The following is a 13864-nucleotide window of genomic DNA, read 5'->3' as shown; positions in this document are numbered from 1 at the left end:
GGGGGGGGGTGGGGGGCCCCCCCCCCCCCCCCCCCCCCCGACGAACTGCCGAAGTGATGTGCGCGGCTGCCGGGCTGACGCGCGCCGAGGGTCAGGCCGTCAGCGCCTCCGCCACGTCCGTCCACGGCGCGCCGAACGCGGCGGCCACCGGCGCGCTCGTGATCCGGCCGGCGTGCGTGCTGAGCCCCTGGGCCAGGGCGGGGTCGGCGGCGAGGGCAGCCCGCCAGCCCTGCTCGGCCAGGGCGACCACGTACGGGAGGGTCGCGTTGGTCAGCGCACGGGTCGACGTCGCCGGCACGGCCCCGGGCATGTTGGCGACGCAGTAGTAGACGGAGTCGTGGACGCGGTACGTGGGCTCGTCGTGCGTGGTGGGGCGCGAGCCCTCGAAGCAGCCGCCCTGGTCGATCGCGATGTCGACGAACACCGAGCCGGGCTTGGCGGAGGCCACCATGGCGTCCGTGACCAGCTTGGGGGCCGCGGCGCCGGGCACCAGGACGGACCCGATGACGAGGTCCGCCGACGACACCTGCTCCGCGATCTCGTAGTGGGTCGAGGCCCGGGTCTGCACGGCGCCGCCGAAGCGCGCCTCCAGCCGGCGGAGCTGGGGCAGGGAGATGTCCACGATGGTCACGTCGGCGCCCATGCCGATCGCGTTCGCCGCCGCGTGCTCTCCCGCGACGCCGCCGCCGATCACCACCACCTTGGCGGGCGGCGTGCCCGGCACGCCGCCGAGGAGCACGCCCGCTCCTCCGGCCGCGCGCATCAGGTGGTAGCCGCCCACCTGGACGGACAGGCGGCCCGCCACCTCGCTCATGGGCGACAGGAGCGGGAGCGAACGGTCGGGGAGCTGGACGGTCTCGTAGGCGATGGCGGTGGTGCCCGCCGCGAGCAGTGCATCGGTGCAGGGCTTCGAGGCGGCGAGGTGGAGGTAGGTGAACAGGACCTGGTCGGGCCGCAGCAGCGCGTACTCGGGCTCCACGGGCTCCTTGACCTTGACGAGGAGGTCGGCCTCGGCCCAGACCTCCTCGGCGGTGGGGACGGTCCTGGCCCCCGCCACGCGGTACGCGTCGTCCGTGAAGCCCGAGCCCGTGCCCGCGCCGGCCTGGACGAGAACGCGATGCCCGCGGGTGGCGAGCTCGTGCACGCCGGCCGGGGTGATGGCGACGCGGTTCTCGTTGTTCTTGATCTCGGTAGGGATGCCGATCTTCATGCTCGGAAAATACGGCGGCGCGATTGTGCGGGTCCATGTCGCGTTTCCGATGTGTTTGTTCGGCACAGCCGTACAGTGGAGGTGTGCTGAACCCCTGGCGGCTCCGCCTGCTCCACCAGCTCCACCTGCTCGGCACGGTCCGGGCCGTGGCGGAGTCCGTGCACCAGAGCCCGTCGAGCGTGTCCCAGCAGCTCACGCTGCTGGAGACGGAGGTGCGTGCCGCGCTCTTCGAGCGGGCCGGGCGGCGGATCCGGCTCACCCCCGTGGGGGTGGTGCTCGCGCAGCGCGCGGCGGAGATCCTCGACCACATGGACTCGGTGGAGGCGGAGATCGCGCACCTCCACGACGAGGCCACCGGCCTCGTGCGGGTCGCGGCCTTCACGAGCGCCTTCCACAGCATCCTGCTGCCTGCCGTGCAGCGGGTCACCGGCGAGTACCCGCGGATCTCGCTGGAGCTGACCGAGGCGGAACCCGTCGTGAGCGTGCCCGCGGTGCAGCGCGGCGAGGTGGACGTGGCGGTCAGCGCGGACTTCCCGGACGCACCGGTGGTCACGGGCCCTGGGCTCGTGCGGATCCACCTCGCGTCGGACCCCGTGGTGCTCGTGGTCCCCGCGTCACGGTCCGACCTGTGCGAGGGTCCTCTCCGGCTCGCCGCCCTGGCGGACGAGGCGTGGGCCTTCGAGCACCCGGGCGCCCACCTCGCCGACCTCGGTGAGCGGTGGTGCCTCCGAGCCGGCTTCCATCCCCGCGTCACCGCGCGTTTCGCCGGGTTCGGTCCCATGCTGCGGCACGTCGAGGCAGGGCTGTCCGTGACGCTGCTGCCGCTCCTCGCCGTCGACGACCGCTACGCCGTCCGGGCGGTTCCCCTGACCGACCCGGTGCTGCGCGACATCCACCTCGTGGCCCGGCGCACGGCCACCTCGCGGGTCGCAGTGCGCGAGACCCTGACGGCCCTGCGCCACGCGGGCCGGACAGCCCTGCCGCCCGCCGGGCCCGACCCGGCCGACCCGCCCGACCCGGCCGACCCGGCCGACCCGCCCGACCCGGCCGACCCGCCCGGCGCGCCCGACCCGCCCGGCATCCGGCCTGCCGGATAGCGCGCGATATTTGCGCACTCACGCACCTATGCAAAGATGCAAGTGTGTTGCGCGCCCTCTCCCACCGCACCTACCGGCAGCTCTTCCTGGCCCAGGTCGTCGCCCTGGCCGGGACGGGCCTGCTGACCGTCGCCCTCGGCCTGCTCGCCTACGACCTGGACCCGGACGACGCGGGCGGCGTGCTCGGGACCGCACTGGCGATCAAGATGGTCGCCTACGTGGTGTTCGCACCGCTCGCGGCCGCCGCTCTCGTGCGGCTCCCCCGGCGGGCGGTCCTGGTCGGGTCGGACGCGGTCCGGTTCGCGGTGGCGCTGAGCCTGCCGTTCGTCAGCGAGGTGTGGCAGGTCTTCGCGCTCGTGTTCGTCCTGCAGGTCGCCTCGGCGGCCTTCCTGCCCACGTTCCACTCCGTCATCCCCGACGTGCTGCCCGACGAGGACGACTACACCGGCGCCCTCTCCCTCTCCCGGCTCGCGACGGACCTCGAGTCCGTCCTGTCGCCCCTGCTCGCGGCGGCGGCGCTGCTGGTCCTGCCGTCGTCGTCCCTGTTCCTCGGCACGGCGGCCGGCTTCGCCGGCTCGGCCCTCCTGGTCCTGTCCGTCGCGCTCCCCCGTCGCACCAGGGACGTCATGGCCGACGACGACACGCCCGAGCTGCCGTTCGACCGACGGGCCCGGCACGGCATCCTCCTGTTCTTCCGGCTGCCCGCCCTCCGGCCGCTCCTGGTGCTCAACCTCGCAGTCGCCGCGGGGGGAGCCTTCGTGCTGGTGCAGACGGTGACGATCGTGCGGGGCACCTTCGGTGCCGGCGAGGGTGCCGTCGCCCTGCTGCTCGCCGCCAACGGTGCGGGCTCGATGGCCGGGGCGGTGGTGCTGCCCGCCGTGCTGCGCCGGCTCCCCGAGAAGCGGGTCATGCTCGGCGGCGGCGTGGTGCTCGCCGTGGCGACGGCGCTCGTCCCGCTCGCCCTCGCGGGTGGCCGGGGCACCGGGCCGCTCGTCGCGACCGGCGTCCTCTGGGTGCTGGCCGGCGTCGGCTGGGCCGCGGCCGAGACGCCCGTCGGCCGCATCCTCCGGCGGGAGGTCCCACCACAGGACCTCGCCGACGCCTTCGCCGCCGACTTCTCCCTCTCGCACGCGTGCTGGCTCGTCACGTACCCGCTGGCCGGCTGGCTCGGCGCCACGAGCCTGGGCGGCACAGCCCTGGTCCTGGCCGGGACGGCCGGTGCCGCCACGCTGGCCGCGGTCGCCCTCTGGCCACGGGCGAGGGTGCGATCATGAGCGGCGTGGCAACCCTGCGGCACACCCCCACCGAACCGGAGCTCGACCACGCCGTCGAGGTGCTGCGCCTGCTCGCCGACCGCACCCGGCTGGCCGTCCTCGCGATGCTCGACGGGACGGAGATGTCGGTGAGCGACATCGCGGAGGCCCTCGACCGGCCCACGCCCGCGGTGTCTCAGCACCTCGCCAAGCTGCGCGCGGGGCACCTGGTGACCACACGGAAGCACGGCCGGACCGTCTACTACGGGCAGCCCGACGAGCACGTGGCCGCGCTCGTGACGAACGTGCTCCAGCACACCGAGCACGCCCTCTACGAGACGCCGCCGCACCACCGCTGAGCGGGACCGGCGGGCCGCTCAGGCCGCGGGCCGGGTCTTGAGGACCTGGTCCACCAGCGCGACCACCCGGGCCGGCTGCTCGTCCAGCAGGAGGTGACCGGCCTCGGGCACCTCCTCGACGTCCGCGCCCAGGTGCTTGCCCGCCGGCCCGCGGAGGCGGCGCGCGGGCAGGAAGACGTCGTGCGCGCCCGTCACGACGGCACGCGGGACGTCCGCCCGCGCCGCGAGGAGCCGGCCGGGCAGCGGCGACGGCGCGAGCGACGTGCGGCAGTGCGTCGCGAGCAGCTCGAACCACTCCACGAGCGGCGGGGGCACCTCCGCACCCGGCGCGACCAGGTGCCGCAGGAGCGTGACGCTCGGCTCCGTGCCCTGACGGACCTGCCAGCCGACCGTGGCGGCCAGGATCGCGGGCGTGACGCGGAGCGGTGCCAGCCCGGCGGGCGAGACGAGGACGCGGGCCCGCACGAGGGGTGACCCGCAGGCCAGCGCGATGGCGGCACCCAGCGAGTGCCCCACCACCGTGGCCCCGTCCGGCGCAACCTCCTGCAGCGCCTCGGCAAGCCAGCCGCCGTAGACGGGGAGCCGGTCGCCGCCGGGCGGCTGCTCGTCGCTCAGGCCCGGCTGCCCGGGCACGTCCAGCAGGACCACCCGGTGCGCGCGGGCCAGCACCGCGGCGAACCGCTCGAGGAGCACGCCGCTGATGTTGGTACCGGGCACCACCACGACGGTGGGCCCGCCCGAGCCGGTGAAGACGGCGTGCGTCCGCCCGGCGGTGGTGGTCAGCATCGCGGAGCCGAAGCTTGTCGACCACGCGCTCAGGGTGTTCCTGCAGTGGTCCCGGACGGCCATGGCGCCGGCCGGGTCTCGGTAGACCGATCGTGGCATGCGCCGACGCTACAGACCTCCCTCCGCCGCCGCAGCCCCAGGACCGGGTGCAACCCGACATTCCCCCACCGGCGGGTGGACCGCGCCGGACGTCCCTCGCCGGGCGGCACGCCGTGCGGGCATATTTCTCCCGGCGTGGGCGAGGGGGTGATTCTCGGGCACACTGGACCTGGCAACGGCGCCGTGACGATGAACCCGTCGACGGAAGCAGACGATGAGCCCCGTACCGGTCCGCCCGCACACCCAGACCGAGCGGCACTACCGCGCCGCGCTGACCCTCGTCTGCGTCCTCGTGGCGCTGACCGCGACCACCTGGGCGGTGCTCACGCCCGGGTTCCGCGCTCCTGACGAGACGCAGCACCTGAACAGCATCGTGCGCCTCGCGCACGGGGGCGGCTGGCCGGAGCCCGGCGAGGCCTACCTCGGCCCGGCGGTCACGCAGGCGCAGGAGCAGTCCGCCCGGTGGGCCGACCTGCCAGGCCGCTACGCGCTCCGTGAGGAGAAGCCGCAGTTCGTCGACGTCGCCCCCGTCCCCGACGCCGAGCGCGTGCACGTCACTGCCGAGAACGCGCTCCCGGAGCCGCACGACGGCGGCCTCCGGCCGGTCGTCGACCAGATGACGCAGCACCCACCCCTCTACTACGCGCTCGGCGCCGCCTTCCTCCGGGCGACCGGACTGGCGGAGGCGCGGTGGGACGTGATGCTGCTGGCGGTGCGGCTGCTGGATGTGGCGCTCCTTGTGCCCCTCGCGCCGCTGGCCGCCGCCTCGGTCCGGCGCCTCACGGGATCCCGGCCGGCGGCCCTGCTCGCAGCCGCGTTCCCGCTCTTCATCCCGCAGTCGGGACACATCCTCGCCAGCGTCACGAACGACTCGCTCGTGACCCTCACGGGAGCCGTCCTCACCTACCTCTGCGTGCGGGTGCTCACGGGTGACCGGTCGTGGCGCACGGCCGCGCTCGTGGGGCTCGTCGTCGGGCTGGGCCTCCTGACCAAGATCATGCCGGGGTTCGCGCTGCCCACAGTGGTGCTCGCGTTCCTCCTTGCGACCGGTGCGCCCGACCTCGGCCGTGCCCCCTCGTGGGCTGCCCGCTCGCTGCGGGCGGGCCTCGCCCTCGTCGTGGCCTTCGCGGTGGGCGGCTGGTGGTGGGCGCGGAACATCCTCGTCCACGGCACGGTCCAGCCGGTAGGCATGCCGCCCACCTACCCCAGCCAGCCGGCCGGCGGGCTCGGTGACTACCTGCCCACGGCGTGGCGGATGCTGACCCGCTCCTTCTGGGGCAGCTTCGGCTGGCTCGAGCTGCGGGCGAACCCCACCGTCGTGCTCGTCGCCACCTGGCTCCTGATCCTCGTCTGCCTCGCCGCGGTCGTGGCGCGCGGCCACCGTCGCGAGGTCGGCACCCTCCTGGCCCTGCCCGGGCTGCTCGCCCTGTTCGTCCTCGTCAACGGCTGGGCGTTCTACCAGGAGCACGGGTGGATCACCGCCCTGCAGGGCCGCTACGTGTTCGCGGGACTCACGGCCCTGGCTGTCGCGTTCGCCGTCGGCCTGCGCGCCCTGCTCTCCCGGTGGCCCCTGGCGCTCGGCAGGGCGGTGCCCGTGGTCGTGACCGCAGGTCTGGTCATCGCGGCGGCGAGCCTGGCCGTGGCCTTCGCGGGCATGTACCGCGGCCCCGGCGAGCCGCTCGGGACGGCGGCGGCGCGATGGCTCGCGTGGAGCCCGCTCACCGGGCCTCAGGCAGGGCTGGTGCTGGCCCTGGCGGCGTCGGCCGGGGTCGCGGCGGTCCTCGCGTCGACGACGTTCGCTCGGACGGCCGTCGCTCTCACCATCGCCACGGACACCACGCCGGCCCCGAGCGCCAGCACCGTCGCGACGACTGCCGGCACCGGGGCCGAGGTGTAACGGCCCGGGTCCATCGGCTCGAGGAGCCGCAGCACCACCCAGACCACCCCGTCCACCGCCACGACGGCCGACCACACCGGGACGAGGACCCGCGGCGCCAGCGCGAGCCCCGCGGCGATCCCGAGCGCGAGCGGGAGGGCGACCGGGAGCAGGTACCGCGGGTAGAGACCCCCGCCGTTGGTCGAGTACAGGAGCTGCACCAGGACGGTCACCCCGAAGGCGACGGCGGGCAGCGCGACGAGCAGCGGGTTCGCGGCGCCCGCGGCGGCCTGGCCGGCCCCCGCGGCGGCCTGGCCGGCCCCCGCGGGGTGCCGGGCCGCGGCACGACGGCGCCGCACCACCGCCACCAGCGCGGCGATCACCGGCGCGTACACCAGCACCAGCACCGTGACCACCATCGTGACGGCGGCGTACCCGCGCGGCAGGGGTCCACCCCACCAGAACAGGTCAGGCAGCCGGCCCCAGGTCACGGGGTCGGCGAGGACCTGGGCCAGCGAACGGGGCACCCGGCCCTGGTTCTCGAGCGACCAGTCGAAGTGGCTCCCGGTGAGGTTCCCGGTCAGACGGTAGTTGCGGAGGTAGAACCAGCCGCTCGCCGCGAGCACGGCCACGGGCGCCGCCACGAGCAGGGCGACGGCGGGCCGCCAGGAGACCGAGGCGCCGTCGGCCCCAGGCCGCCAGGCGCGCAGCAGCTGAGCCAGCAGCGCGAACCCGCAGCAGACCACCGCCACGATGGTGGCCGAGGTGCGGGTGAGCGAGCACGCGGCGGCGACGAGCGAGATCGCGGCCACCAGGCGCGCGTCGAGGCCCCGCCGCACCGCGCTGCCGCACAGACCGAAGAGCACGGTGACGAGCAGCGTCGCGAGCAGGTCGTTGTATGCGGAGCCGCCGAGCCGGGCCGCCTGGGCCATCAGAGCCACGACCAGCGCCGTGAGGAGGGGGACCCTGCTGCCTGGCCGCGTCAGCCTGCGGGCCGACCACCAGGCCGCGCCCACCAGCGCCCCGTGCAGCAGCGCGTTGACGGCGCGGGCCGCGTAGACGGCGGCGACGGGGTGGCCCGCGTCGGCCAGCGGGCCCACCAGGGGCGCGACCAGGAGGTAGAAGAGCGGCGGGTGCTGTGCCGTCCACTGCACGGGCGCGAGCCACGCGCCCGGCGGTCGTAGCCGGAGCCCGTCCTCGAACACGGGCAGCCCGCCGTGCCACACCTGGTAGGCGTAGTCGACGTGGGGAGCCTCGTCACCCGTCGCGTACGGAGGGTCGGCGAAGCCTGCGGCCAGCGAGGCCAGGACGGCGGTCACGGCGAGGCAGAGCACGATCCACGGCTCGGCGGGGCCGGACCGGACCGGGAAGCGGAACACGGCGCCAGCCTACGACGACGAGCCCGGCGCGACGTCCACGGTCAGGCGTCGGGGATGTCTGCCTGGGCCGCGCGGAGCCGGTCGAGCAGGTCGCGGATCGTCGCCATCTCCGCGCTGTCCAGCGCACCGCCGAGGTAGTGGGCGATGGACCGGACGTGCCGCCGGCCGAGCTCCTTCTGGACGCGGACCCCCTCGGGCGTCAGGCTCACCAGGGTGCCCCGGCCGTCCTCCGGGTCCGGGGCGCGAGCCACGAGCCCGCGGCCCTCGAGGCGCTCGACCATCCGGGACAGGGAGGACTGGGCCATGAGGATGCCCTCGTTGAGGTCGCGCAGGCGCATGCCTGTGTCGCCCGGGCCGGCGCCCGCCGCTGCGAGCGTGAAGAGCACGTCGTACTCCCGCATGCTCAGGTCGCCCCAGATGTCGTCGGCCCGGAGCCGCCGCATCAGGGCCACCTGGGTGCGGAAGAGCGACTCCCAGGTCTCGGCCGCCTCCCGTGCCGACGGTGCCGGACTGCTGTCAGGTGCCTTCATCTCGCCTCCCTCGGATCCACGGCAGGCTACCCGCGTGCCCGTCCGCTCACGCGTCAGGCGCGGCGGCTCGAGCGGGGAACGTCACTTGCCGAGGCGGCGCTCTCGCTGCGAGTAGTCGCGGAGCGCACGCAGGAAGTCGACGCGCCGGAACGCGGGCCAGTAGGCCTCGCAGAAGTAGAACTCGGTGTGCTGGCTCTGCCACATGAGGAACCCGCCCAGCCGCTGCTCGCCCGACGTGCGGATGACCAGCTCCGGGTCAGGCTGCCCGCGCGTGTACAGGTGCTCGGCGATGTGCTCCACGTCGATGCGCTCGGCGAGCTCGGCGAGGGTGGCCCCGCTGTCGGCCTGCGACGCCAGGTAGGACCGCACCGCGTCGGCGATCTCGTGGCGCCCCCCGTAGCCGATGGCCACGTTGACCTGCAGACCCTCGACCCCCTCGGTCTTGTCCGCGGCGGCCCGCAGGGCGTCGGAGAGCCGCGCCGGCAGCAGGTCCAGACGTCCGATCACCCGGAGGCGCCAGCGCCCCGAGTCCGCAAGGTCGCGGACGGCGTCCTCGATGATGTCGAGGAGGTTGGAGAGCTCCTCGGCCGAGCGGGAGAGGTTGTCGGTGGACAGCATCCACAGGGTGACGACCTCGATCCCGAGCGGCTCGGCCCAGCCCAGGAACTCTGTGATCTTGTCCGCGCCCCGCCGGTGCCCCGTCGCGGCCGTCTCGCCGAACGACCGCGCCCAGCGACGGTTCCCGTCGAGCATGACCCCCACGTGCCGCGGCAGCGCCGCTCCGGTCAGGCTCGCCGCCAGGCGTCGCTCGTAGAGGCTGTAGAGCGGGCTGGGCAGGCGCAACGGGTACCTCTGGAGGAAGGAGGGCGGACAGGGATCGCCGAACCGGCGGGACACACGCTACCGCGCCCGGTGCGTCACACCCATACGTCCACCACGCCTGCCCCACGGACCTGCGCCCGCTCCCCGGGCACTTCGCACGGTGCAGCCGCAGGATCTTCACACGGCGGGTTTTCCGGGCGTGCCGCCATAACCTACGCTTGAGTAAGTTACGCGACCGTAGGTTGCGGGGCGCGACGCCTCGCCTACCGTCTGCAGTCGCGCCGGACGTAAGGAGGAACTGTGGCAGCAGCCGCTGACCAGAACGGTCGCCAGGGCGACACGCCGCGGGACGGGAAGGTCTCCGAGGCCTTCGACGAGGTGCGCCACACCGTCGGCGAGGTGGTCCAGACCATCTCCGCCAACGTCGCGGAGGCCGTCGAGCAGCTCAAGCCGCGCCTGCGCGGCTGGATCCACGCGGGCACCTTCCCGCTGGCCCTGGCCGCGAGCATCGTGCTGGTCGTGCTCGCGCCCCCGGTCGCAGGCAAGGTCTCGGTGGCCGTGTTCGGCCTCAGCGCGTGCCTCCTCTTCGGCACCAGCGCCGTGTACCACCGCGGCACGTGGTCGCCCCGGATGGCCGGGGTGCTCCGCCGTGCCGACCACTCCAACATCTTCCTCATCATCGCCGGCACGTACACGCCCCTCGCGGTCCTGATGCTCCCCGAGGCGACGGCCACCGTCCTCCTGTGGATCGTCTGGAGCGGCGCCCTCCTGGGGCTCCTCGCCCGCGTGGTCTGGCTGAACGCCCCCCGCTGGGTCTACGTGCCGATCTACCTCGCCCTGGGCTGGGTGGCGGTGGGCTACATGGGCCAGTTCTGGGCGACGGGCGGCCCTGCGGTGGTGTGGCTCGTGATGGGCGGCGGCCTGGCGTACACGGTGGGCGCGATCATCTACGCCACGAAGAAGCCCAACCCCAGCCCCCGGTGGTTCGGGTTCCACGAGATCTTCCACGTGCTCACCGTGGTGGGCTTCGCGTGCCACACGGTGGCGATCTTCATCGCGGCGGTCGCGGCCCGCTGACGCCCTGCTACCGCGGCACCACCGTGTAACGGCGGTTGGCGAGCGAGGGGTTGGCCGCGCGGGCGGCGGCCACCCCGGCGGGGTCGAGGTCCACGGTGCGCACGTCGGCGGCCTCCCCCAGCTCCAGGCCGACGACGCCGTCCGGTCCCACCAGCAGCGACCGTCCCGTCACCCCCTTGCCCGCCATGCCGACGCCGATCGCGATCGCGGTGTTCTCGATCGCGCGGGCCTGGAGCAGGGTGCGCCAGTGGTCAGCCTTGAGGGGACCTGCGACCCACGCGGCGGGGTAGAGCAGCACGTCCGCCCCGGCGTCGACGACCCGCCGCGCCGACTCCGGGAAGCGCAGGTCGTAGCAGGTGAGCACCCCGAACGTGAGACCGCCGAGGCGCAGCGTCAGCGGGGGCGCGCCGGCCGGGCCGGGCTCCAGCCGGTCGGACTCCCGCGTGCCGAACGCGTCGTACAGGTGGACCTTGCGGTACACGCCCGCGAGGTCTCCCGCGGCGTCCACAGCGACCATGGCGTTGACCGCCAGCTCGCCCGTGCCGGGCAGCGTGGTGCCCGCGACCACCGCGACGCCGTGCCGGCTCGCCAGGCTCCGGAGCGCGCTGACGAACGGGCCGTCGAGCGGCTCCGCATGCTCCCGGCCCACCCCGTGCCGGTCGTAGCCCGACGCGTACTCCGGCAGCACCAGCAGGTCCGCCGACAGCCTCGCGGCCTCGCGGAAGGCGTCCGCGACGGCCTCGCGGTTGGCCGCGTGGTCCTCGGACACCTCGAGCTGGCCCACCGTCACGCGCACGGGCGCACCCGGCGCGGCGGCGCCGGGCTCCTCAGTCACCCGAGCCGCTCCCGCTGTCGCTGCCCGACGACGATCCCCCGCCGTCGCCCGGCCCGCGACCACCCGGCTGACCTCCCGACGAGGGCGGCGACCCGGCGTCGTCGGACGCGCCACCTGCCGCGCCACCCGCCGGGCCGCCCTCGCGGCGGAAGCCGATGCCCTTGTTCTCCTCGACGGGCAGACCCTGCTCCTGCGCGTTGCGGCGGGCCGCCCGGAGGTGCTTCGTGAACGACATGAAGAGCAGCACGCACGCGGCCGCCACCGCGAAGGTGACGAGGAACCCCACGAGACCGGGAGAGACGTCGGTCTCCTCGAGCCCTGGCCGCATACCGCCCGACGGCGACGGGGACGGCACGGACGCGGCGAGCAGCCAGGACCTCATGCCGACACCTCGTCGTTCACCCGGACACCGGCGAACAGGTCGTCCTCCAGCTCCCCCTCCCCGAGGGGCGGCAGCGGGACCCGGGACTCGGCCAGCTCGAACTCCTCCCAGGGCCACACGTCGACCTCGAGGTCGCGCGGGACCGCGAAGAAGAAGCCCTCCGGGTCGATCTGCGTGGCGTGCGCCGTCAGGGCCGCGTCACGCTGCGGGAAGTACTGCGCGACGGGGACCCGCGTGGTCACCTGGCGCTCGGGGATCTCGCGCGCCGTGCGCGACTCGACCCACTCGCCGAACGGCGACTCCAGGCCGGCGCCCTCCATGGCCTCGTGGACCGCCCGGATGCGCGCCATCGAGAAGCCGTGGTCGTAGTAGAGCTTGAGCGGCTCCCACGCCTCACCGGTGCCGGGGTAGCGCTCGGGGTCGCCCGCCGCGCGGAACGCCTCCATCGAGACCTCGTGGCACTTGATGTGGTCGGGGTGCGGGTAGCCGCCCGACGGGTCGTACGTGGTCATCACGTGCGGGCGGAACTCGCGCACGAGCTCGACGAGCGGTCGCGCCGCCTCCTCGAGGGGGACCAGGGCGAAGCAGCCCTCGGGCAGCGGGGGCAGCGGGTCGCCCTCCGGCAGGCCGGAGTCGACGAATCCCAGCCACGTCTGCCGCACGCCGAGCGCCGCCGCGGCGGCGGCCATCTCCTCACGGCGGAGCGCCGCCATGCCCTCGGGCGTGTCCAGGCCGGAGTGGGCCGAGGCGTCGAAGCTCGGGTTCAGGATGTCCCCGCGTTCCCCGCCCGTGCAGGTCACGACCAGGACCTCGACCCCCTCTGCGACGTACCGGGCCATGGTCGCGGCCCCCTTGCTGGACTCGTCGTCAGGGTGCGCGTGCACGGCCATCAGACGCAGCGGCTCGCGCTGTGCTGCGGACACCGTTTCCTCCGTATGGGTCGAGGTGTGGGTCATGGTCAAAGGTGGAGCCAGGCAGCCTGTGGGCTCAGGGACAATGGAACCATGAGCCACCCACAGGACCCGTCTGCCGAGGCTGCCGCCGACGAGTACCTGGCGGAGCGCTACGGTGCCCGCCGGCCCGGCGCCCGGCGCCTCGGAACCGGCGCCCGCGTGGCGGTGGCGGCCGCCCTGGCCGCCGCGGTGGCCGTGGCTGCCTGGTTCACGGTGGTACAGCAGCAGCGGGACCCGGTGTCCTTCACCGACGTGGGGTTCTCGGTGGGGAGCGCGGAGCAGGTCGACGTCACGTTCCAGGTGAGCATGCCGCCCGGGATGGAGGCGACCTGCCTGATCACCGCCATGAACACCGCCCACGCCCAGGTGGGGGCGCTCGAGGTGGAGGTGGGCCCGTCCGAGGCCCGCACCGCGCAGTACACGGTCACGGTCCGCACCACGGAGCGGGCCACCACCGGCGTGGTCGACAGCTGCACGGCCACGTCCTGACGGTATTCAACGGGCATTTGGTATCCTAAGAGATTCACACGCAGTGTTGATCGGTACACGCGCGTGCCCGCCGCACCGTCGGAGGCGCACGCGCGTCGCCACTTGTCGCTCGAACGAGCACCACGAAAGGAGAGCCCCCGTGGCCGATGCCTCTGTCACCTGGCTCACCCAGGAAGCGCACGACCGGCTCAAGGCCGAGCTGGAGCACCTCTCCGGTCCCTACCGGACCGAGATCGCCGAGCGCATCGCTGCCGCCCGCGACGAGGGTGACCTCAAGGAGAACGGCGGCTACCACGCGGCGCGCGAGGAGCAGGCCAAGAACGAGGCCCGCGTGCGCGAGCTCACCGAGAAGCTGCGTCACGTCCAGATCGGCACGCCGCCCGACGACGGCACGGTCGAGCCGGGCATGGTGGTCACCGCTCTCGTGGCGGGTGACGAGATGACGTTCCTCCTGGGCTCCCGCGAGATGGCGGGCACCACGGAGATGGACGTGTTCTCCCCCACCTCCCCCCTCGGCGCCGCCATCAACGGCAAGTCCGTGGGCGACAAGACCGCCTACGCGGCGCCGAACGGCCGCGAGATCGAGGTCGAGATCACCGGCGCCAAGCCGTTCCAGGGCTGACCGCCCGCTCGACCGCTGTGGGTATGGCTGTGGCGGGCATCCGGGCCGGGATTCCCGCCCCCCCCCAACCCCCCCCGGCCGTGGGGGTGCAAAAT

Annotated in this window: 14 protein-coding genes; 7 read left to right on the top strand and 7 right to left on the bottom strand. The window is 74.2% G+C overall.

Going from position 1 to position 13864, the window contains the following annotated elements; genetic code table 11:
- Nucleotides 1-91: 91 nt before the first annotated feature.
- On the bottom strand, nucleotides 92-1210 hold the full coding sequence (gene ald / locus AC060K_RS20990) for an alanine dehydrogenase (RefSeq protein WP_483765706.1): 1119 nt from the start codon (nucleotides 1208-1210) through the stop codon (nucleotides 92-94).
- 83 nt (nucleotides 1211-1293) lie between these two features.
- On the opposite strand from ald, the gene AC060K_RS20985 reads away from it, so the two are divergent.
- From AC060K_RS20985 to AC060K_RS20975, 3 genes are read left to right on the top strand one after another with little or no spacing between them, the layout of a single operon-like run.
- Nucleotides 1294-2307 carry a LysR substrate-binding domain-containing protein gene (locus tag AC060K_RS20985; protein WP_483765705.1) on the top strand — a complete coding sequence of 338 codons (1014 nt, stop codon included), beginning with the start codon at nucleotides 1294-1296 and terminating at the stop codon, nucleotides 2305-2307.
- A gap of 44 nt (nucleotides 2308-2351) precedes the next feature.
- Nucleotides 2352-3581, top strand: coding sequence for an MFS transporter (locus tag AC060K_RS20980; protein WP_483765704.1), 1230 nt, complete (start codon nucleotides 2352-2354; stop codon nucleotides 3579-3581).
- Nucleotides 3578-3919, top strand: a complete 342-nt coding sequence (locus AC060K_RS20975) for an ArsR/SmtB family transcription factor (RefSeq protein ID WP_483765703.1) — start codon at nucleotides 3578-3580, stop codon at nucleotides 3917-3919. The genes AC060K_RS20980 and AC060K_RS20975 overlap by 4 nt, the downstream gene beginning before the upstream one ends.
- 18 nt (nucleotides 3920-3937) lie before the next feature.
- Here the strand turns inward: AC060K_RS20975 and AC060K_RS20970 are convergent, their stop codons facing one another.
- Nucleotides 3938-4804, bottom strand: a complete 867-nt coding sequence (locus tag AC060K_RS20970; protein ID WP_483765702.1) for an alpha/beta fold hydrolase — start codon at nucleotides 4802-4804, stop codon at nucleotides 3938-3940.
- A 214-nt stretch (nucleotides 4805-5018) separates the two neighbouring features.
- Between AC060K_RS20970 and AC060K_RS20965 the strand changes: the two genes are divergently transcribed.
- Nucleotides 5019-6701: a DUF2142 domain-containing protein gene (locus tag AC060K_RS20965; RefSeq protein WP_483765701.1), complete on the top strand. Its 1683-nt coding sequence runs from the start codon at nucleotides 5019-5021 to the stop codon at nucleotides 6699-6701.
- 1399 nt (nucleotides 6702-8100) lie between these two features.
- Here AC060K_RS20965 and AC060K_RS20960 read toward each other — a convergent pair.
- Together AC060K_RS20960 and AC060K_RS20955 are read right to left on the bottom strand one after the other, a co-directional pair.
- Complete coding sequence (locus tag AC060K_RS20960) at nucleotides 8101-8589, bottom strand: MarR family winged helix-turn-helix transcriptional regulator (RefSeq protein ID WP_483765700.1); 489 nt, start codon at nucleotides 8587-8589, stop codon at nucleotides 8101-8103.
- 81 nt (nucleotides 8590-8670) lie between these two features.
- Nucleotides 8671-9432, bottom strand: coding sequence for an isoprenyl transferase (locus AC060K_RS20955; protein ID WP_483765699.1), 762 nt, complete (start codon nucleotides 9430-9432; stop codon nucleotides 8671-8673).
- A gap of 279 nt (nucleotides 9433-9711) precedes the next feature.
- Here AC060K_RS20955 and trhA point away from each other — a divergent pair, with 279 nt between their 5' ends.
- Nucleotides 9712-10488: a PAQR family membrane homeostasis protein TrhA gene (gene trhA, locus AC060K_RS20950; RefSeq protein WP_483765698.1), complete on the top strand. Its 777-nt coding sequence runs from the start codon at nucleotides 9712-9714 to the stop codon at nucleotides 10486-10488.
- A 7-nt stretch (nucleotides 10489-10495) separates the two neighbouring features.
- Here the strand turns inward: trhA and AC060K_RS20945 are convergent, their stop codons facing one another.
- The 3 genes from AC060K_RS20945 to mca are packed head-to-tail and all read right to left on the bottom strand — an operon-like array spanning nucleotide 10496 to nucleotide 12595.
- Nucleotides 10496-11323 carry a carbon-nitrogen hydrolase family protein gene (locus tag AC060K_RS20945; protein ID WP_483765697.1) on the bottom strand — a complete coding sequence of 276 codons (828 nt, stop codon included), beginning with the start codon at nucleotides 11321-11323 and terminating at the stop codon, nucleotides 10496-10498.
- Nucleotides 11316-11705 (bottom strand): hypothetical protein, encoded by a 390-nt coding sequence (locus AC060K_RS20940; protein WP_483765696.1) that lies wholly within the window; start codon nucleotides 11703-11705, stop codon nucleotides 11316-11318. Before AC060K_RS20940 ends, AC060K_RS20945 begins: the two co-directional genes overlap by 8 nt.
- On the bottom strand, nucleotides 11702-12595 hold the full coding sequence (gene mca / locus AC060K_RS20935) for a mycothiol conjugate amidase Mca (protein ID WP_483765779.1): 894 nt from the start codon (nucleotides 12593-12595) through the stop codon (nucleotides 11702-11704). The genes AC060K_RS20940 and mca overlap by 4 nt, the downstream gene beginning before the upstream one ends.
- Before the next feature lie 114 nt (nucleotides 12596-12709).
- On the opposite strand from mca, the gene AC060K_RS20930 reads away from it, so the two are divergent.
- Nucleotides 12710-13147 carry a DUF4307 domain-containing protein gene (locus tag AC060K_RS20930; protein ID WP_483765695.1) on the top strand — a complete coding sequence of 146 codons (438 nt, stop codon included), beginning with the start codon at nucleotides 12710-12712 and terminating at the stop codon, nucleotides 13145-13147.
- Between the two features lie 139 nt (nucleotides 13148-13286).
- Nucleotides 13287-13769 (top strand): transcription elongation factor GreA, encoded by a 483-nt coding sequence (gene greA / locus AC060K_RS20925; protein WP_483765694.1) that lies wholly within the window; start codon nucleotides 13287-13289, stop codon nucleotides 13767-13769.
- Nucleotides 13770-13864 lie beyond the last annotated feature (95 nt).

Source organism: Antribacter sp. NEAU-D49 (assembly GCF_057158775.1).
The sequence above is the reverse complement of the archived record's forward strand: the minus strand, read 5'-3'. Positions and strand labels throughout refer to the sequence as shown.